Raw genomic sequence first — 18,103 nt, 5'->3', positions numbered from 1 at the left:
TGCGGTCCCTGGTGAAGATGACTCGTGGCTGATGAATCGGCTTTGGTCCGCAGCGTGACCCCGGATTTTCAGGAGGAATTCTGCCATGGCTTCCCCGGCGATGCACATGAAGGTATGGAAACGTCTCGGTGAAATTTGAGGAGGATCGCATGGACCGCGGACAGGTGATCGCAGTCGCGACGGATGATAAACATCGGTTTTCGAAGAGGCAGATGAATGAGATCCACATCCTCGCGGGTCTCGGCGTCGAGGGCGACGCGCACCTGGGCGTGACCGTCAAGCACCGCTCCCGGATCCGGGCCGATCCCAGTCAGCCGAACCTGCGACAGGTTCATCTGATCCAGGCGGAGCTTTTGGACGAGCTTGCCGATCAAGGTTTCAAGGTTGGTCCGGCCGACCTGGGCGAAAACATTACCACCCGCGGCGTCGACCTTCTGGCGCTCCCGCGCGGAACGGTTCTGAAGCTCGGTGCGAACGTCGAGCTTCAGGTCACGGGGCTGCGCAATCCCTGCTCGCAGATCGACAACCTCCAGCCGGGACTTCTCAAAGCCGTCCTCGGCAGAGGACCGAACGGCGAACTCATTCGGAAGACCGGCGTCATGACGATCGTGCTCAAGGGCGGAGTCGTCGTTCCCGGCGACGCTATTGCCATCGAGTTTCCCGTCCCACCATTGCTTCCGCTCGAAGTCGTGTAGGGCGCCCGTATTGTTCATGAAGCACCCTCGCATCGACGTTCGAACGCCAGACGCCAGTTATTGCACATGATCCATTTTACCGGCGATACTCATTTCGGCGACCCGCGTGTCCTTCGTCTCGACAGACGTCCATTCTCCGACGTGGTCGAACACGATGACGCCCTGATCCGCACTTGGAACGAAACGGTCGGGCCTGACGACGAGGTTTGGCACCTGGGAGACTTCATGTCGGCAAGAGCGGGCGATTGTACCGAGCTGCTTGCCAGGTTGAACGGTCGAAAGCACCTGATCATCGGCAACAATGACCCGGCGACGACCACGAATTCGCCGGGCTGGGAAAGCGTGCAGCATTACGCGGAACTCCGCCACGAGGAACGTCATCTTATCCTGTGCCATTACGCTTTTCGAACCTGGAACCAGATGGGCAAGAAGTCGATCAATCTGCATGGCCACTCGCATGGCAGATTGAAGCCTCTTCCCCGCCAGTACGACGTCGGCGTCGATGGGCAGGGACTTCGCCCCGTCACGCTGGCGCTCCTTTTGACAAGGAAGCGTTTCGTCATGGGTGGAGGAGGCATTTTGGACGAATAGAGAAGGCGTGCAGCGAGGGCAAGCCGTTTCTCAGGCGCCAACGGCCGCTACCTGGTGGTGCGGTGTTGGAGCCGTTATGCTTTTGAGTGGACTCGAACTCTAGGCACCCCTTCCCATTCGTTCGGCCAAGCCACAAGGCACTTATCATCGGGCTCACGATGATGCCCCCGCGCAGGATGTGTCTGGGATAGCCGCCACCGCGACCCTCGCCTTCGTCGTCCTTTTTACATCCTCGATCTGGCTGTCGACAGGCAGAATTGTTCTGGGAAGTGAAAAACAAATGCCGTTGCTGGCCCGGCGATGCGGATCCGCAACCCTGCTGGTGTTCTCGGCCGTGCTGACCCTCAGCGCATTTTAACGGCACCAAGAATACCGCTACCGTCCTCATTGAAGTCTCACACCAGATTGACGAGCCGATCGGCAGTAGCCTGCAGATCGGCTCGACCCCGAACACTGTTCGTCGATGAACGATCATCGCTTCAATGGGCGGTCGAGGTCCGCCTTCGTGAAATGAGCATACATCTCGCGCAAGATCTCGTGGGCCTGAAGAAGGTCCCGGTTCCCTGCTCAAGAGCCTTCATCTTTCTGCAACATTACACAGCAGGCCTGCTCGTTTAAACGCAATCGCCCGCCCGAAGACGATCAGGCGGCTTCGGCGGAGAATCGCTCAAATAGCGGCTTGAGGCGGGGATGACGCGCTGCCTGGGGCGGGTGGATCTCAACCGTTCGACCGGATTTCGTCTCGCGCCGGAGCCATTCGCTGATGGTCTCCGCGCTCGTGTGATCAATGTAATGCAGGTGACTGCCGATGATACTGACTTTACGACCTTCAGGCAGCCCTTCGAGCGTATTAAGTAGCGCTGGCACGTCCTTGCAGGTGACCGCTCCGCGCAGCCGAACATGTATTTCGCCGTTGACTTCGGAATGCCGGATCGCCTGCTTTCGGCGCAGATAGGGAAGAACTTCGAGGATCGACAGCGCAAGTCCGAGCGCCACACCAACCAGCAAGTCCTGCAGGACGACCATCGCCACTGTGACGGCCCAGATTCCGACCGGCATGAGACCATGGTGTTCGAACAGGTGGCGCACATGATGAAGGCTGATCAGCCGCCAGCCGGTGACAATCAGGACAGCGGCGAGCGCCGTCAACGGTATCATTTCCAGAAGATCCGGCAAAAGCGCCACCAGGCCCAGGATCCATAGGCCATGCAATACTGCCGAGATTCGCGTGCGTGCCCCCGCCTGAATATTGGCCGATGACCGGACAATGACACCCGTGATAGGTAATGCACCGAGCAGGCCGCACAGTCCGTTGCCGACGCCCTGGGCAAACAGCTCCTTATTGAAGCGCGTGCGTCCGCCGTCATGCATCCGATCGACTGCCGCTGCCGAAAGAAGTGTTTCGGCGCTCGCAATGACGGCAATCATCAGGGTCGCCAAGATGACGCCGGGCTGCACCAAGTTGGCAAAATTCTCAGCGGTCGGCAGCGATATACTCTCAAGGAGTGAGGTAGGCACAGATACGTGGGCAATTGGGAGGTCGAGCGCGGTGGTCAGGACCGTGGCGGCTGCAACCCCGACAAGCGCCCCAGGAACGAGTGGCAGCGATTTGGGGCGAAATTTCTCCCAGCAGACCATCGCGAGGAGAGCGATGAGACCAACCAGCAGTGCGACGGCCTCGTTGGTCACGCTGGCGCCCGATAGTCTGCCGACGCTCTCGTCGAAAGCGGTGACATTCTCGATGCCTCCCGCCGCGGGCTTTGAGCCCATCAGAACATGGACCTGCCCGAGGATGATCAAAATGCCGATGCCGGCCAACATACCATGAACCACGGCTGGCGAAATTGCTCTGAACCAAGAGCCGATCCGGAGGAAACCCGCTATGATCTGCAGGAGACCGACGACGAGCAGGACCGGCCCCAGCAGGGCAATTCCATACTGGTCGACGAAGCCGAAGACGATGACGGTAAGACCAGCGGCAGGGCCTGAGACCTGAAGAGGCGAGCCCGCCAGAAGCCCGACAACGAGGCCACCTATGATACCGGAGACAAGTCCCATGGCCACGGGTACCCCGGAGGCGACGGCGATGCCCAGGCAGAGCGGAATGGCGACAAGAAAAACGACCAGAGACGAAGCCAGGTCGCGCGAAAATGCAGAGCTGTTTTTCATGATGTCACTATTCCCCGGCAAGCGTTGCAGAAACCCGCGGCATGACATGCGGGTGATTTCGCCCTGTGAAGGCGACTGGCAGCGCCTCACCCTCCTGCACCTCGGTAAAACTTGCCAAAGCCCCGTCATAGACTTGGACCTCGCCCGTCTCGATGTCGAAGAACCAGCCATGCAGGGTGATCTCGTTGGTCGCGAGCTTTGCAGCCACGGACGGATGCGTCTTTAAGTGGTCGAGCTGAACAACGACGTTTTCCATGCCCACTGCACGCACGCGTTCGGCTTCGGAAAGGTTGTCGGGATAGGCTTGGCAAACAATCGAAAAGGCGGCGTGACTGTGCCGCAGCCAGGCTGCGACATTCGGCATCGGTTCCAGCATTTCCGGCCGGCACAGCCCTTTCATCGCCCCGCAATCGGAGTGACCGCAAACGACAATGTCGCTGACACCTAACGCGAGGATAGCGTATTCGATAGCCGACGAGACGCCACCATTGAGGGTCGAAAAGGGCGGAACAATATTGCCTGCATTGCGGCAAACGAAGAGATCGCCGGGACCGGACTGCGTTATCGTTTCCGGCATTACGCGGCTGTCAGCACAAGATATCATCAAGGCATGTGGTTGCTGGCCTTCGCGAGCCAACTTGCGGTAAAGCGCCGAGTGACCAGGAAACACGGCGCCGCGAAAATTGGAGATACCTTTCAGGAGATCACCCATATTCGGATCCTCTTTCTAGCCGGACATCGGGTTGGGAGGTTGTCGCTCATCCGGCGGGTTGCAGAAGCGATCTTTTCGCAAGCGTAGATAAAGGGAAAGGAACTCCGAAAAAAAGAGCTCCACACCATATTGCAGCGCAACATTTTTTGAACGAGATGTGATCTGGCTAATTCCAACTCACGTCGCAGGTTATTTGCAAGACGGTCTGCCATGAGCAAATCAGATTCAAAGCTGCCGCACACGCAGTTCGTCCGGCCGCGACAACCGCATGTTTGTGGAAGCAGTGCTTTGGTGCGTACCGGCTCGCCCTGTCGCGACCCGCCGGAATGATTCGGCGAGTGTAACAATGTCTTCCGCCGTTTCAGCAGCGGGAGCCGGAAGGGTATCTCGTGGCGCACGTTCGCCGCTATCTCGCACGATCCAGACTTCGAATATGTGATCGATGAGCCCATCATCATCGGCGCCCATCAGCACGCTGGTGCACCAGCGGGGCGCCGCCAAGGGGCTGAGATACTGCTGGCCGGATCGGCTTTGGTCGCCCGCTGCCTCGCTCGGCCAGGTGGTTGCCAAAGTTGGGGTCTGAGTCAGACCCATCACGGCGGATATGCGCACAGAGCCAGGTTAAACGGCGACTGCCTCGTCAAGCTCATCGAATCGCTTTCGACGAAAGATGCCATGGCCATCGGGGCTGCTGGTCACACGGTCATGCTGTCTGTGCTGGCATACCAGACTTGTATAGGTTCCATTCGTGAGAAACGCTGCATGTGGCAAATCTGCATCTTTCTATCCCATGCCGTAACTTAGCCAGCCAAGGAATTGCTTTCCTCCAGCCATGCATTCACTCCGTCCGTTGTCCGTTCGTAGAACCTGCCCGGTCCCACCAATTCCTCAATCCCGGCAAGCCGCATGGCATCTCGTACGGGGTCCCGAACGTGGGAGAATGCGACGGTGACGCCCACGCTCCGAAGGTCCTTGATAAGGACAGAAAGCCCGTCCACTGCAGTCACGTCGATAAAGTTTACCGAGCTAAAGTCGAGCAGCGCGCATCTGACCTCGGGTCGTGCGCTCAGAGCTTCTTTCAACATGCCGGCCATTCGTCCGATGGTCGCGAAGAAAAGGTCACCGCCAGCTCTCCATATCAAGAGCCTGTCAAACGTCCTTGCGTCTGGATGGCGTTCCACATCCCGATAGGCCTCGACCCCTGGGACTTGACCAAGTTCGGCGCTGAGTGGGTGGCTTACGAGATAGATAAGCGTCAGGAGAGATAGCACGACTCCAAGCGCGATGCCCTGTGGCACGCCAAGGATCAACTCACCCGCAATGACAATGAGAACGTTCGCGAAAGACCAGCGGCTGCGCAAGAACAGCTGCCGTAAGTAGCTTGGCTTCGACAGATGCAGCATTGCCGCGATGACAACGGCCGCTAGCGCCGGTTGCGGCATCGTGCGGAAAAGCGGGGTCAAGAAAATCAGCGTTAGGAAGCAGAGCGCAGCGGCGACCAGGTTAGCTGCTTGGCTTCGTGCGCCTGCTGCCATTGCCACCGATGTCTTGGAGAGGCTGCCCACTACGAGGAAACCGCCGAAAAGCCCGCTTAACATGTTCGCGGGTCCGTGTGCGATGAGTTCCTGGTTCGGGTCAATCTCGGCGCCGCTTTCCAGTGCGGCCGCCTTGGCCGCCCCAAGAGCTTCCGCGTATCCGACCATCACGATCGCAAGCGCGCCTGGCGCAAGTTGCAACCATATTGCTGGATCAAGGTTTGGCTGGGCCAGACTTGGCAAGCCTGAGGGGATGTGGCCCGCTACATGCACGCCGAAAGCCTCTCCGCCAAGCACGCCGATGGCGATCGTGGCAACGGCCATGACGACGAGAGCTGCCGGTACGAGCGGCACCAGACGGCGAAGCAATAACATGGTAGCGAGCGAAAGCAGACCGGTTGCGGCAGGCGCAACATGGACGTCCGGCAGGTGTGCCAAGATGTTGGAGAGCTTGTCGAAAAAGTTCCCCGATCCGCCTTCGATACCAAGCAGATGAGGCACTTGGCCGATGATCGTCACGTAGACGAGACCTTCTATGAACCCCCGCATAACCGGCGCAGGAATAAAGCTGGCGATCCACCCCATCCGCATGAAACCAAAGATCAGGAAGAGAAAGCCGATCAGCACCGCCAGTGTTGACGTCAGCGAATTGAAATCCGCCGTCCCCTGGGTCGCGATGGCACCAACGGTCAACGCAGAGAGCAAACCGGTCGCCGTATCGGGTCCGACAACAAGCTGGCATGAGCTACCGAGAAGTGCGTAGGCAAGGAGTGCCGGGACTATCGTGTAAAGTCCCATGATCGGCGGGACACCGACGATACCGGCGTAAGCCATTCCTTCAGGAACCATGACCGCCCAGAGCGCGACACCGGCGAATACATCATGCGACAGCCAGTCATGCTGGTAGCCGCGGACCCAATTGACGATGGGTAGCGCGGAGTGGGCGGTAGGTTTGACACTGGGCTGTACCATAGGTCCTCGCAAGGTTTGGGAGTCTATCGGTTCCTAGCCACGACTACTCGTTGATCAAGGAAGCGACACCACTCTAGCTCCGCTCCTTGGCGATCAAATGCGGATCGAATTCCGCGGTCGTATCTTACTGTAACCTACTTCAAGAACTCGGCCACGGGGGATAGTCATCCTGATCGAAGATCAGCGGCACGCGCATCGTTATATGGAACGGCGATATGCTGCGAGCCTTTCTTCCTCTTGTCGATACCCATTGATGATCGCCAGGGTATTCTGGATGCATTAATCGACTGAAGGGACCGCTGCGGCGGTAGATGCCATGTCGATGAAGCATTGCACGCTGGGGATTGGAAACCGGCCTGTCCGGATATCGGTATGGGGCGGCAACAATGATCATTCTATGGCCCCAGAATTCTTTTCATGGTGGCTCGCTGCATCGAACGTGGCGTCAAGCGATTTGAAAAGGCAACGACGTTATTCATGAACCCGGCGATCACGGACGCTTTCCCCTGAGAGAGTGCTCGAAGGCCGCTTTCGGCGACTGGACGGGGCTTCATTGTCAAAAGGCGCAGTATGGGTGAGACCGGAGCCCCGGCAGCTGTATCGAAACCCGTTTCGGTGTGCCCTGGGCAAAGGCTGGTGACGACCACGCCTTGCCGACGGAGCTCTTCGTGCAGGGCTTCTCCAAACGCCAGTACATAAGACTTCGTCGCAGCGTAAGCAGCAAAGCTGGGAACCGGCTGAAGCGCAAGGAGACTTGCCACGAGAAGGATCTGGCCCGATCCCCGGGCGGCCATGTCACGTCCGAAAGCATAGCTCAGTTCGGTGAGCGCCGTGATGTTGAGCTGGATCATATCGGTGGTGCGCTCGATCGGTGTTTCGAGAAAATCGCCGTGCAACCCGTATCCGGCATTGTTCACCAGGATGTCGATCTGTAGCGACTTCTCATCCAGGCTGGTCTTCAAACGGGCAGCAGCGCCTGGAGCGGCAAGATCGATTGGCTCGACAACGATATCGACATCATGCTTCCGCCGAAGTTCGGCAGCGAGCTTCTCCATTGGCTCCCTGCGCCGGGCCGCGAGTACGAGATTGACTTTTTGCGCCGCGAGCAGTTCAGCAAATTCGAGGCCAAGGCCACTTGACGCACCGGTGATCAGGGCACGTTTTCCGGGAGCGCCATCAATTTTTTCCACGACGGAGATTTGCGTTCCCGTGTCAGCACTGTGTTGCATTCGTTTTCCTGTCAATTAACTGGACCTGACCCCCCATGTTTGATTCCCTCGGGGTTGATGGCGAATGGAGATATTCGAGCGCTTCACGCATCGATTGCTTTCAGAATAAAGTGGATCTGATCACGCAGACCTTCTTCGGTATCTACGCCGTCTCGGACCCCCTGCTCTATGAGAACAGGGTGGTAGAAGGGCATGAGGGCGTTCATCAGAGATCGGGCGGCCTTCGCCGCATCAACACGAAACGCGCCTGTGTCGATCCCATCATTTACAATCGCCTCGATGATCGCCACGAGATGCTTATTATGCGCACCGATGATCGCCCAGTTCTGTGCCGTTGCGGCGACAACCAGATCATGAACCGGCTTCTCGTGCAGGAAGGTGTTTTTCCGTTCCCTGTGAAGCTGATTGAAAAGTTCTACCAGCTTCTCGTAAGCCGGCCCCTCCATCTGTGCAATCGAAGCTGCAGACCGCATTGTTTGTCCGATGATGCGACCACAAATCGCCGTGTTGATCGCCGCCCTTGAAGGAAAAAAGCGATATATATTGGCGCTACTCATCCCGAGGTGGGATGCTATGTCGGCTACCGATGTCTTTTTGTACCCGATGCGCCGAAAGTGTTCTTCCGCCACATCGAGGATTCGCTCCCGCCAGAGATCGGTATGCGTTTCTGTACGGGTGCGGAGGGCTCGTCGGGTCGGGCACAACATTCCTACTCCGCAGCCAGTGCTATCGGCGGTTCGAGACGCTCAATGGCTTCCTCGTGGCTCTCTTCTTTTGCAGGCTTGATCCGGAACCACACCGCGTAAAGGGCTGGAAGGAAGAGCAGTATCATCACGGTCCCGGCTGCCGTTCCGCCAATCAGCGTATAGGCCATCGATCCCCAGAACACCGAATGCGTCAGCGGTATAAAGGCCAGTACGGCTGCGAGCGCGGTCAAGATGACAGGACGAGTCCGCTGGACGGTTGCTTCAATGACAGCGTGATAGTCGTCGAGACCTGCAGCCTGGTTCTCCTTGATCTGCTCCGTCAGGATCAGCGTGTTGCGCATGAGGATGCCGGCCAGTCCTATCAAACCGAGAATGGCGTTGAATCCAAAGGGTTGATTGAACAGAAGCAGCGCTGGGACCACGCCTGCAAGTCCAAGAGGCGCGGTCAACATGACCATCGTCATCGTCGAAAGGCTGCGTACCTGGAGGATGATGACAATCAACATGGCCGCGATCATCAACGGGAAGACTTGAACAAGTGCGACATTGGCCTTGAGCGATTCTTCGATGTTGCCGCCCATCTCAATGCGATATCCCACTGGAAGCGATGCGATAAGCGGCTGAAGGGCCTTCATCACCTGCTGGGAGACCTCCGGCGGCTGCGTCGCCTCGTTGATATCCGACCTGATCGTAATGACCGGTGTCCGATCGCGCCGTTTCAGGATCGGTTCCTCGAACCGGATTTCGGAATGCCCGATCTGATCGAGGGGAACCTGGCGACCATTCCGGCTCATCAGCGAAAAGTCGGCAAGGCGTGATGGATCGAGGCGGTTCTCGCCAGCACTGCGTGCGACGACGGGCACGTTGCGGATGTTGTCGCGCACCTGCGTGACAGGGATGCCGCTCAGCAGCAACTGCATCTGCTGGGCTGCCTCGGACGGTGAAAGACCGATCAGATTGAGCCGCTCCTGATCAGGGACAAAGCGCAACACAGGCGTTCGATTGCCCCAATCGCGATTGGCCTGACGGACATCGGGCACAGTTTTCATAATTGCCAGAGCTTGCTCGGAAATCTTATAGAGTTCCTCCTGATCCGGTCCCATGATCCGAAACTCGACCGGGAACGGCGTATAGGGACCGAATACGAGCTGCGTGACGCGTACGGATGCCTCTGGAACAAGGCCGTCAGAGATTGCGGCGCGAAGGCGATGCTTTAGCTCTTCTCGTGCATGCGCATCGGGCGTCAGCACGACAACCTTGGCGAAGGCGGGGTCGGGCAACTCGGGCGCCATGGCAAAGAAGAAGCGGGGAGCGCCCTGCCCTACATAGCTGGTGACGATTTTTGTTTCCGGCTGGGCCTGCAACCAGTCTTCGACCTTCTCCACCGCGGCCGTCGTGGTTTGAATGCTCGTACCTTCAGGCATGCGAACTTCGACGAGAACCTCAGGCCGGTCTGATGTCGGGAAAAACTGTTGTTTTACCCCTCCCATCCCGACGACCGAGACAGCCATCGTCACGCCGACCACGGCGCAGGTCATGAACTTATGGCGAACCGCAAACGCGATGAATGAGCGCAAGCGGCGATAGTTCGGCGTATCGTAGATGGCGTGGTGTCCACCTTCCACCGGTTTGATGTCAGGCAGCATCTTCACGCCGAGGTAGGGCGTAAAAGTCACCGCGACGATCCAGGAAACGATCAGGGCAAATCCCACGACCCAGAAGATGTTGCCGGCATATTCACCTGCAGTCGACTTGGCGAAACCAACGGGCATCAGTCCGATGATTGTGACGAGTGTGCCGGACAGCATCGGTGCCGCCGTGTGGCTCCAGGCATAAGCGGCCGCCTTAATGCGATCCATGCCCTCCTCCATCTTCACCACCATAACCTCAATGGCGATGATGGCGTCATCCACGAGAAGGCCCAGCGCAAGAATGAGCGCGCCGAGTGTGATGCGGTCGAAGAACCGACCGGTTTCCAGCATGATGAGGAAGACGACGGCGAGCGTCAGCGGCACGGCGAGTGCCACGACAATGCCAACGCGCCAGCCGAGTGCGACAAGGCTCACGAACAGCACGACGCCAAGCGCCATGGCGAACTTCAGCATGAATTCACCGACCGCCTCGTCGATATTGACGGCCTGATCGCTAACTTTTGTAAGGGTCATGCCCAACGGCAGTGTCTGCGCGATCGCGGCGGACCGGGCTTCAAGCGCCTTGCCGAGGTCAAGGCCATTCCAGCCCTGCTGCATTACGGCGCCCAACATCAAAACCGGTTCGCCATTGTGACGGATGACGTAAGTGGCCGGATCCTCATAGCCACGCCGTACATCCGCCAGATCGGAGAGTTTCACCGTTCGTCCACCTGCTACGATCGGCGTGTCGGCAATTGCCTGTACGCTATTATAGGCTCCGTCGAAACGGATGAAGACCTGTGGCCCGCGCGTGTCGATCGAGCCTGCGGGCGTCACCGTGTTCTGCCTCTGCAAGGCTGCGGCAACATCCTGCGCCGATATTCCAAGTGTCGCGAGCTTGGCATAGGAAAATTCGACGAATATCTCTTCGGGGCGCTCCCCGAGGATGTTGATTTTCTTGACGCCCGGAACATGCAGCAGATCCTGGCGGATGACCTCCGCCTGCCGAACGAGGTCCCGCATCGGCATCCCCTTCGCCTTCAATGCGTAAAGGCCGAAGCTCACGTCGGAATATTCATCATTGACAAAGGGACCCATGACGCCGGGCGGAAGATTTCGAGCCTCGTCGCCGAGCTTCTTGCGCGCTTGGTAGAACTCCTCTTCAACTGCGGACGCCGGAGTATTATCCTTGAGTGTGACTGTAAGGAATGCGTAGCCAGGCCGCGTCGTTGTTTCGACGCGGTCATACCAGGTGAGTTCCTGGATACGCTTCTCGAGTGGCTCTGCGACAAGATCCTGCATTTCACGCGCGGTGGCGCCCGGCCAAACTGAGGTTACCGTCAGGGTCTTGATGGTGAAGGAGGGATCCTCGGCGCGGCCCAATTTGACAAAGGCATAGACCCCGGCGGCGGCCAACAGGACAATAAAGAATAATGTAACGGCGCGTTCGCGAACCGCGATGGCGGAAAGATTGAAGCTCATTACTTTGTCACCTCTTGCTGCGCAGCCGTCCTGACGGTCGCGCCATTTTCCAGTAGATGCGCGCCCAGAGCGACAACCTGCTGACCAACCCCTATTCCGGTGACAAATGCCATTTCCTCGCCGATCCGCTTGATCTCGACAGGCTTGAAGTTCACGGTCGATGTGGCCCCGTTGACAACCCACACACCTGTCCGGCTGCCGTCGTCCAGGATGGCACCGACTGGTACGGCGACCTCCGATCGCCGGTTCGCGTCGAATATTTTGATCGTCACCGTCGAACCAAGCGGGGCAGAGGCAGCGGCGCCTTCGAGAACATACCGCGCCTCGTAGGTCCGGGTTTGCAGGTCGGCAGAATCGGAAATCTGTCGCAAAAGGGCTTTTCCACTTAGACCCTCGCCTCCATAGACACTGGCTTGCGCTTCGGATCCTGTCTCGGGCCGCAGGGTTTCCGGTAGCCAGACAACGGCTTCACGCGGCCCCGCCTGCGCCAGTTGAACCACCGTTTGTCCCGCTGACACCACCTGTCCCGGGTCTCCGAGCGTATCGACGACCGTTCCATCCGAGTCTGCAAGAAGAACGCTATAGGAGGCGGCGTTTTCCGCAACCTCGGCGTCCGCTTCAGCCGCGGCAAGCTGTGCCGAGGCCGTATCGAGGGCCGCTTTCGCTTGTTCATAACGCTGCGGGGTGGCGGCCAATCCATTTTTGACCAGCGCCGCATACCGTTTCTCGTCTGCTTGTGCTTGGATCAGGACAGCACGCGCTGCGGTAACCGTATTGCGCTTCGCCGTCAGAGCAAGCTGAAGATCGGTTTCATCGATGCGCATCAGAGCCTGGCCTTGCTTGACCTGCTGGCCCACATCGACCATCCGCTGAACGATCTTGCCCGGAACCCGAAAGCCCAGATTGCTCTGTACTCGCGAAGCAACCGTGCCGGTAAAAGATCGCTCTGCCGTTTCAGTCCTTGTCGCCTCTGCCACCCTGACCAGTGGCGAGGCAGTCCTTGGGTCCGCAGCCTCTGCCTCCGACTTAGGGGTTCCGAAAACCACGAAATAGGCACCGGCACCCGCCGCTGCCGCGAGGCCCACGAGAGTCAGGACATGTTTGCGTTTCATCTTAAGTTCTCTTCTTGACCAGCGATCCGGATGATTTAGATTGCGATCTAAATCTAATTGCGTTATAGATGTCAAATGAAATCTAATCGGAGATCAGTATGAGAGTGAGCCGGGCACAGGCCGAGGAGAACCGGGAAACGGTGATCAACGTCGCAAGCCGTCTGTTTCGAGAGCACGGCTTCGACGGTATTGGCCTCAAAGATCTGATGAAGGGGGCGGGCCTTACACAAGGTGGGTTCTATAAGCAGTTCTCGTCCAAGGACGATCTTGCAGCCCAGGCGTCCAGGCGCGCGCTGGAAAGCGCTACACGCAGATGGTCGACGGCGGCTGCGACAAGTTCCGATCCCCTCGAAGCAGTCATGGAGTTCTACCTCTCACCCGGACATCTTGGAGAAAAGGGTGACGGTTGCCCTCTAGTGGCGTTGGGATCGGACGCGGCGCGGCAGAGTGAAGAGGTCAGGCGTCCATTTGAGGATGGTATCCTCGCTCACTTTGAGGTGCTGGATGAGCTGATGGACGACGCCAAGAGCTCAAATCCCAGCGGCAAGGCGATGGCGATACTGTCTCTGATGGTGGGCGCCGTCACGCTGTCGCGCATCTTGCAGGATGAGAATTTGTCGCAAGGCATCCTCGACGCAGCCGCTGGCGAAGTCAGGCGCATTGCGCGCGGTGATGGCATCACCTAAAGACTATCGCTGGGTTCGGTGACCTGGTCCGGACGCCAAATATTGGGAAGGGTCTGGACGGTCGCATCGAGATCGACAACAACAGCGTCGACAGGACCATTCGGCCGATTGCCCTCAACCACAAGAACGCACTTTTGCCGGGCATGACGCGGGAGCGGACAACTGGGCGACCATCGCCTCGCTCATCGAGACTGCCTTATGCCGCGCGCGGCATAAGGCGGTTTATGCCGACCGGCGAACTATGCCGATTAATCAACTTTTTGCCAACGTTTCCAGCACCATAGCGGCCGCCTAGTCGGCATAGCTTAGGGTCTCTCCGTCGCAATTGTCGCGAAGGAGAGGACACATGAACGCAACTGACTATTTGAATCGCAGCGCCCTATACCGGAAGCTGGTCTACGGTCCGTATCGGGAGTTTGCGGGCGTTTACGCCGCCAAAATGTCGAACGAAGGTTTGGGGCGGCAATGCACGTGGCGGTCGCTGAGCCTGTTTCGGGATCTGATGGACTGGCATGTTGGCAATGGACATGCTCCGCAGGATTTGAATGAGGTTCACGCCGACCGCTTTCTTGAGCATCGTTTCAAACACTGGAAGCCCGACTCGGGCGATCGATCGGCGCTCCGCCGCTTGCTTTTGGCGTTACGGGAGAAAGGCTTAATACCAGCCGCGCTTCCGATTCAGCGCAGTGAGCACGAGATGATCGTCGATGTATTCGGGCAATATCTCTCGAATGAGAGAGGGCTCGCCGCCGCGACAGTGGGGAGCCACAAGCTTCTGTCGCTTCGATTTCTCCGGGAGGTGTGTCCTTTCGGCGCAGACGAGTTTGCAGCGCTCACCCCGGAGATCGTTATCGGTTATGTCGAGCGACATGCGCTCGACGGTTCCGCCGACAGTGGCAAAGCCATGTGCGGGGTTGTGCGTGCTTTCCTGCGCTATTTGCATCTGAAGGGCTTCATCTCGACGCCGCTCGCTGACTGTGTGCCGTCCATCCGCCGCTGGCGACTTGCCGGCCTTCCAACCTTCCTGCCGCCCGAGAAAGTCCAGAAGGTTCTCGATGCCTGCGATCGGACGACGGCAATGGGTCGTCGGGACTATGCGGTTCTGATGATCCTCGCCAAGCTCGGTTTGCGCGCCAGCGAAGTGGCCACCCTCAATCTTGACGATATCGACTGGCAGTCGGGCACGATCCTCGTACACGGAAAGGGACGACGACAAGCGACTATGCCGCTGCGTCACGACGTCGGAACAGCGATCGTCGCTTATATCCGGCATGGGCGCCCAGCTTCGGCATGTCGGCGAGTCTTCTTGCGAACACTTGCGCCGCATGTGGGCTTTGCCTCCGGCTGCGCCATCACGATGATCGCGAAGCAGGCACTCGAACGGGCAGGCATTGACGGCTATGCGCATCACGGTGCCCATCTTTTCCGCCACAGCCTTGCGACCGACCTTTTGCGGTCGGGCGCCAGCTTTGCCGAGATCGGTCAACTGCTCCGCCATCGAAGCATCGACAGTACAAGAATCTATGCAAAGCTCGATATTGAGAAGCTGCGGGAACTGAGCCTACCCTGGCCGGGAGGTGTCCAATGAGCCGGCTTCGCACCGCGCTTGAGCGCTACATCGGCATGCGCCAAGGGCTGGGATACAAATATGACGGTCCGGCAAAACGATTGTCGGAGTTCGTCGCTTTCATGGAAGCCCGCGGCGCCGAGACCATCACGGCGGACCTGGCAATGGAGTGGGTCACCTCGATGGGCCGGCAGCCGAGTTGGTCAATCCGACTGGCTGATGTGCGCTGCTTTGCCCAGCACCTCAGTCATTTCGATCCTTTGACGGAAGTGCCACCGAGCGACGCTGTGGCGCCGGCACGGCGGACAAAACCCTACATCTATAGTGAGGTCGAGATTCAGGCACTTCTGGCGGCAGCACTGTCGTTGCCGCCGGCCAACGCCCTGCGGCGCTGGACATATCACTGCCTGTTCGGGCTGATAGCGGTCGCCGGACTGCGCCATTCCGAAGCGCTCAGCCTGCTCCGGGCCGATGTAGATCTCGACCAGGGCGTCCTCACCATCCGAGAGACAAAGTTTGGCAAGTCACGGCTGGTGCCGCTGCATGCCACGACAATTGCTGTCCTTTCAGGCTATGCCGCCCGACGCGATGCACACCTTGGTACGCCGCGTAGTCCCTATTTCTTCGTCGCCGAACAGGGCGGCAGATTGCTGCATCAATACGTGCACCGCGTGTTCTGGCGACTATCTCGGCAAATCGGATTACGGCAGGAGGGGAAACGAGATGGCCCACGGATTCATGATCTTCGTCACCGTTTCGCCGTCCAGACCCTGATCAACTGGCATCGCGCCGGCGAAGATGTGGAACGCGAGCTGCCGGTTCTCTCGACCTTCCTCGGCCATGCGAATGTTCGCGACACCTATTGGTATCTGTCCGCCACGCCGGAACTGATGAACCATGCCGTACGGCGATTGAATAAGCGCTGGGAGGTACGGTCATGAGACGCACGAAAGACCTGGCCGTGCTGATCGAGCGGTGGTTCACAGATCGGCTCATGAAGCATCGAGGTGTAAGTTCTAACACCATCGCCTCCTATCGCGACACCTTCAGGCTCCTGTTTGCGTTCGCACAGACGCGCCTTGGGAGATCCCCATCGGAGTTGACGCTGCGGGATTTGGACGCTCCCTTCATCGGCGCATTCCTGGAGGATCTTGAGACGAAGAGATCCGCCTCGGTGCGGACCCGGAATCTCCGCCTTACAGCCATCCGCTCTTTCTTCCGATATGCGGCGTTCGAGGAGCCGGCACATAGCGCCCACATTCAGCGTGTGCTCGCGATCCCCAGCAAGCGATGTGACAAGCGGCAGCTTCAGTTTCTAACTAGGCCCGAGATTGAAGCGATCCTGGACTGCACGGATCGAAGCACGTGGCTGGGACGCCGCGACTACACTCTGCTGTTACTGGCCGCCCAAACGGGGCTGCGGGTCTCGGAGATCATCGACCTTGACCGAGATTCGGTAATGCTCGGCCGCGGTGCGCATGTGCAATGCATCGGCAAGGGCCGCAAAGAGCGAAGTACGCCGCTCACAAAGGTTGCACAGCAAGCCCTCCGTTATTGGCTCAAGGAACCAGGGAAGCGAGGCTCAACAGCCCTCTTTCCGAATACGCACGGTGGCAGGCTCAGCGCCGACGGCGTGCAGGCACTGCTGAACAAATATGTCGCCAAAGCACGTGAGCACTGCGTCTCCCTTCGCTCAAAGCGGGTGTCGCCCCATGTCTTGCGGCACTCTGCTGCCATGGAGTTGCTGCAGGCGGGCGTCGACTGCTCCGTCATTGCCCTGTGGTTGGGCCATGAAGCGATGGAAACGACGTTGACCTATCTTCATGCGCATCTCGAACTGAAGGAATCTGCACTCGCAAAGCTGAAGCCGTACGAAGGCGCCAAGGCCGAGCGATTTCGACCAAGCGACCGGCTTCTGGAATTCCTGAACACCCTCTGAGCATGAGAACTATGCCGAGTGCCAAACAACGGCGACCCGCCAAACTGGCTCGGAACGCACGGTTTGCCGTTCCTGCCAGAAGACGCACTCGGCATAGTTCGCCGGTCGGCATAAACGAGCAACTTAAATGACGTCGATCCGCTTGCGTATTTAACCAGCACCCTCACCGCCATCGCTAAAGGCCATGAGCAAAGGCGGATCGATTGCCTTCTTCCGTGGAGATACTCGACGCTCCATTGCAAAACGTAACCATCATCTTGGCGGACCCGGCGGATATGATCCTCCTACGGGTTTTCTGACACGACTTTTGACATGGTGCCACCTCAGGTTAGTGGGTTGAGGGAGCGATTCATCGCCACGACATCATCATGGGTGGGGCTCGGGCCGAGAGTTGCCATTTTGCTCGTGAGCTGTTCACGTTTCTTGGGTGCTTCACCCTTTACCGCCGCATTGAGTGCCCTGCGCATGGCGACTGCATCGTAATCGCAGCAATAGCCAGGCGTCGAGGGTTGCTGGCGCCAGGACTCTTCAAGCGTACCGCCATCAACCGGGTCGAATCCGACCTCGTTCACGATCCCCATAACAAGCTGCTTCGCTGCGTCATCATCTCCGGCGACCGCTACGGCCAGCCGACCGTCCGTCCCTTCAGGTTGACCCAGTTCCGCCAGAGAATGCGCAAGGATGTTGTTGAACGCCTTGATGACGGGACGGCCGATTTGTTTGGAGACCCACACGCTTTCGGCCTCGCCTGCATCAAGGTCGGCAATCTGCGGATCGCGCAGCCCCGGATAGTAGTTGCTGGTATCAACGACCGGCACGCTCGCGGGGACGTCTTTGAAGAGGTTTTTCGGCAGCCTTTCGATAGCGGGAAGCGGGATGGACATGATGACCAAATCCGCTCCGGAGATAGCTCCGTTCGTGTCGGTCGCCGTAGCTCCGATCTCCTCCGCAAAGGGCCGCACAGCGACCGCGCCTTTGGAGTTGGCCACCCTGACCTCATGCCCCGCAGACGCGAGTTTGCGAGCTATGGTGCCGCCGATGTTGCCAATGCCAATTATGCCGATTTTCATGCTGAT

14 protein-coding genes, 4 pseudogenes and 1 other annotated feature are annotated in these 18,103 nt (G+C 58.5%); of the genes and pseudogenes, 9 read left to right on the top strand and 9 right to left on the bottom strand.

Annotated features, from left to right (window positions below; genetic code table 11):
• Nucleotides 1–149: 149 nt before the first annotated feature.
• On the top strand, nucleotides 150–695 hold the full coding sequence (locus AB8B31_RS27200; protein WP_018245213.1) for an MOSC domain-containing protein: 546 nt from the start codon (nucleotides 150–152) through the stop codon (nucleotides 693–695).
• 66 nt (nucleotides 696–761) lie between these two features.
• Nucleotides 762–1,286, top strand: a complete 525-nt coding sequence (locus AB8B31_RS27195) for a hypothetical protein (RefSeq protein ID WP_018245214.1) — start codon at nucleotides 762–764, stop codon at nucleotides 1,284–1,286.
• Between the two features lie 400 nt (nucleotides 1,287–1,686).
• On the opposite strand, the pseudogene AB8B31_RS27190 reads toward AB8B31_RS27195, so the two are convergent.
• From AB8B31_RS27190 to AB8B31_RS27180, 3 genes and pseudogenes are all read right to left on the bottom strand, one after another.
• Nucleotides 1,687–1,902, bottom strand: a pseudogene (locus AB8B31_RS27190) (IS3 family transposase); the annotation flags it as partial.
• Nucleotides 1,696–1,803: a sequence feature (AL1L pseudoknot), on the bottom strand. It overlaps the preceding pseudogene by 108 nt.
• A gap of 26 nt (nucleotides 1,903–1,928) precedes the next feature.
• Complete coding sequence (locus AB8B31_RS27185; RefSeq protein WP_018245215.1) at nucleotides 1,929–3,455, bottom strand: SulP family inorganic anion transporter; 1,527 nt, start codon at nucleotides 3,453–3,455, stop codon at nucleotides 1,929–1,931.
• Nucleotides 3,456–3,462: 7 nt separating this feature from the next.
• Nucleotides 3,463–4,167 carry a carbonic anhydrase gene (locus AB8B31_RS27180; protein ID WP_026188655.1) on the bottom strand — a complete coding sequence of 235 codons (705 nt, stop codon included), beginning with the start codon at nucleotides 4,165–4,167 and terminating at the stop codon, nucleotides 3,463–3,465.
• A 235-nt stretch (nucleotides 4,168–4,402) separates the two neighbouring features.
• On the opposite strand from AB8B31_RS27180, the pseudogene AB8B31_RS27175 reads away from it, so the two are divergent.
• Nucleotides 4,403–4,677, top strand: a pseudogene (locus AB8B31_RS27175) (IS5/IS1182 family transposase); the annotation flags it as partial.
• 290 nt (nucleotides 4,678–4,967) lie between these two features.
• On the opposite strand, the gene AB8B31_RS27170 reads toward AB8B31_RS27175, so the two are convergent.
• From AB8B31_RS27170 to AB8B31_RS27150, 5 genes are all read right to left on the bottom strand, one after another.
• On the bottom strand, nucleotides 4,968–6,674 hold the full coding sequence (locus AB8B31_RS27170) for a SulP family inorganic anion transporter (RefSeq protein WP_018245218.1): 1,707 nt from the start codon (nucleotides 6,672–6,674) through the stop codon (nucleotides 4,968–4,970).
• 395 nt (nucleotides 6,675–7,069) lie between these two features.
• Nucleotides 7,070–7,903: an SDR family NAD(P)-dependent oxidoreductase gene (locus AB8B31_RS27165; protein WP_018245219.1), complete on the bottom strand. Its 834-nt coding sequence runs from the start codon at nucleotides 7,901–7,903 to the stop codon at nucleotides 7,070–7,072.
• A gap of 83 nt (nucleotides 7,904–7,986) precedes the next feature.
• Nucleotides 7,987–8,610: a TetR/AcrR family transcriptional regulator gene (locus AB8B31_RS27160; protein ID WP_018245220.1), complete on the bottom strand. Its 624-nt coding sequence runs from the start codon at nucleotides 8,608–8,610 to the stop codon at nucleotides 7,987–7,989.
• A 2-nt stretch (nucleotides 8,611–8,612) separates the two neighbouring features.
• Nucleotides 8,613–11,723 (bottom strand): efflux RND transporter permease subunit, encoded by a 3,111-nt coding sequence (locus tag AB8B31_RS27155; RefSeq protein WP_018245221.1) that lies wholly within the window; start codon nucleotides 11,721–11,723, stop codon nucleotides 8,613–8,615.
• On the bottom strand, nucleotides 11,723–12,835 hold the full coding sequence (locus AB8B31_RS27150) for an efflux RND transporter periplasmic adaptor subunit (RefSeq protein ID WP_018245222.1): 1,113 nt from the start codon (nucleotides 12,833–12,835) through the stop codon (nucleotides 11,723–11,725). Before AB8B31_RS27150 ends, AB8B31_RS27155 begins: the two co-directional genes overlap by 1 nt.
• Before the next feature lie 98 nt (nucleotides 12,836–12,933).
• On the opposite strand from AB8B31_RS27150, the gene AB8B31_RS27145 reads away from it, so the two are divergent.
• The 6 genes and pseudogenes from AB8B31_RS27145 to AB8B31_RS27120 form a co-directional block, all read left to right on the top strand.
• Nucleotides 12,934–13,521: a TetR/AcrR family transcriptional regulator gene (locus AB8B31_RS27145; RefSeq protein ID WP_018245223.1), complete on the top strand. Its 588-nt coding sequence runs from the start codon at nucleotides 12,934–12,936 to the stop codon at nucleotides 13,519–13,521.
• A gap of 56 nt (nucleotides 13,522–13,577) precedes the next feature.
• Nucleotides 13,578–13,816, top strand: a pseudogene (locus tag AB8B31_RS27140) (IS66 family transposase); the annotation flags it as partial.
• A gap of 51 nt (nucleotides 13,817–13,867) precedes the next feature.
• The gene (locus AB8B31_RS27135) at nucleotides 13,868–15,109 is read left to right on the top strand and encodes a site-specific integrase (RefSeq protein ID WP_096772357.1); all 1,242 of its coding nucleotides are present in this window, start codon (nucleotides 13,868–13,870) and stop codon (nucleotides 15,107–15,109) included.
• Nucleotides 15,106–16,029: a tyrosine-type recombinase/integrase gene (locus AB8B31_RS27130; RefSeq protein ID WP_086083856.1), complete on the top strand. Its 924-nt coding sequence runs from the start codon at nucleotides 15,106–15,108 to the stop codon at nucleotides 16,027–16,029. Before AB8B31_RS27135 ends, AB8B31_RS27130 begins: the two co-directional genes overlap by 4 nt.
• Complete coding sequence (locus AB8B31_RS27125) at nucleotides 16,026–17,027, top strand: tyrosine-type recombinase/integrase (protein WP_096772358.1); 1,002 nt, start codon at nucleotides 16,026–16,028, stop codon at nucleotides 17,025–17,027. The genes AB8B31_RS27130 and AB8B31_RS27125 overlap by 4 nt, the downstream gene beginning before the upstream one ends.
• A gap of 114 nt (nucleotides 17,028–17,141) precedes the next feature.
• Nucleotides 17,142–17,276, top strand: a pseudogene (locus AB8B31_RS27120) (transposase domain-containing protein); the annotation flags it as partial.
• A gap of 74 nt (nucleotides 17,277–17,350) precedes the next feature.
• On the opposite strand, the gene AB8B31_RS27115 reads toward AB8B31_RS27120, so the two are convergent.
• Nucleotides 17,351–18,097, bottom strand: coding sequence for an NADPH-dependent F420 reductase (locus tag AB8B31_RS27115; protein ID WP_018245225.1), 747 nt, complete (start codon nucleotides 18,095–18,097; stop codon nucleotides 17,351–17,353).
• Nucleotides 18,098–18,103: the final 6 nt, after the last annotated feature.

The sequence above is a fragment of the Rhizobium sp. 62_C5_N11_2 genome (genome assembly GCF_051811185.1).
GTDB lineage: Bacteria > Pseudomonadota > Alphaproteobacteria > Rhizobiales > Rhizobiaceae > Rhizobium > Rhizobium leguminosarum.
Note: the sequence above shows the minus strand (reverse complement) of the source record. Positions and strands in the feature narration are given on the sequence as shown.

What these genes read in the sequence shown, in the direction of transcription:
- AB8B31_RS27200 (WP_018245213.1), top strand. Translation starts at nt 150, where the DNA reads ATGGACCGCGGACAGGTGATCGCAGTCGCGACGGATGATAAACATCGG.
- AB8B31_RS27195 (WP_018245214.1), top strand. Translation starts at nt 762, where the DNA reads ATGATCCATTTTACCGGCGATACTCATTTCGGCGACCCGCGTGTCCTT.
- AB8B31_RS27185 (WP_018245215.1), bottom strand. Translation starts at nt 3,455, where the DNA reads ATGAAAAACAGCTCTGCATTTTCGCGCGACCTGGCTTCGTCTCTGGTC.
- AB8B31_RS27180 (WP_026188655.1), bottom strand. Translation starts at nt 4,167, where the DNA reads ATGGGTGATCTCCTGAAAGGTATCTCCAATTTTCGCGGCGCCGTGTTT.
- AB8B31_RS27170 (WP_018245218.1), bottom strand. Translation starts at nt 6,674, where the DNA reads ATGGTACAGCCCAGTGTCAAACCTACCGCCCACTCCGCGCTACCCATC.
- AB8B31_RS27165 (WP_018245219.1), bottom strand. Translation starts at nt 7,903, where the DNA reads ATGCAACACAGTGCTGACACGGGAACGCAAATCTCCGTCGTGGAAAAA.
- AB8B31_RS27160 (WP_018245220.1), bottom strand. Translation starts at nt 8,610, where the DNA reads ATGTTGTGCCCGACCCGACGAGCCCTCCGCACCCGTACAGAAACGCAT.
- AB8B31_RS27155 (WP_018245221.1), bottom strand. Translation starts at nt 11,723, where the DNA reads ATGAGCTTCAATCTTTCCGCCATCGCGGTTCGCGAACGCGCCGTTACA.
- AB8B31_RS27150 (WP_018245222.1), bottom strand. Translation starts at nt 12,835, where the DNA reads ATGAAACGCAAACATGTCCTGACTCTCGTGGGCCTCGCGGCAGCGGCG.
- AB8B31_RS27145 (WP_018245223.1), top strand. Translation starts at nt 12,934, where the DNA reads ATGAGAGTGAGCCGGGCACAGGCCGAGGAGAACCGGGAAACGGTGATC.
- AB8B31_RS27135 (WP_096772357.1), top strand. Translation starts at nt 13,868, where the DNA reads ATGAACGCAACTGACTATTTGAATCGCAGCGCCCTATACCGGAAGCTG.
- AB8B31_RS27130 (WP_086083856.1), top strand. Translation starts at nt 15,106, where the DNA reads ATGAGCCGGCTTCGCACCGCGCTTGAGCGCTACATCGGCATGCGCCAA.
- AB8B31_RS27125 (WP_096772358.1), top strand. Translation starts at nt 16,026, where the DNA reads ATGAGACGCACGAAAGACCTGGCCGTGCTGATCGAGCGGTGGTTCACA.
- AB8B31_RS27115 (WP_018245225.1), bottom strand. Translation starts at nt 18,097, where the DNA reads ATGAAAATCGGCATAATTGGCATTGGCAACATCGGCGGCACCATAGCT.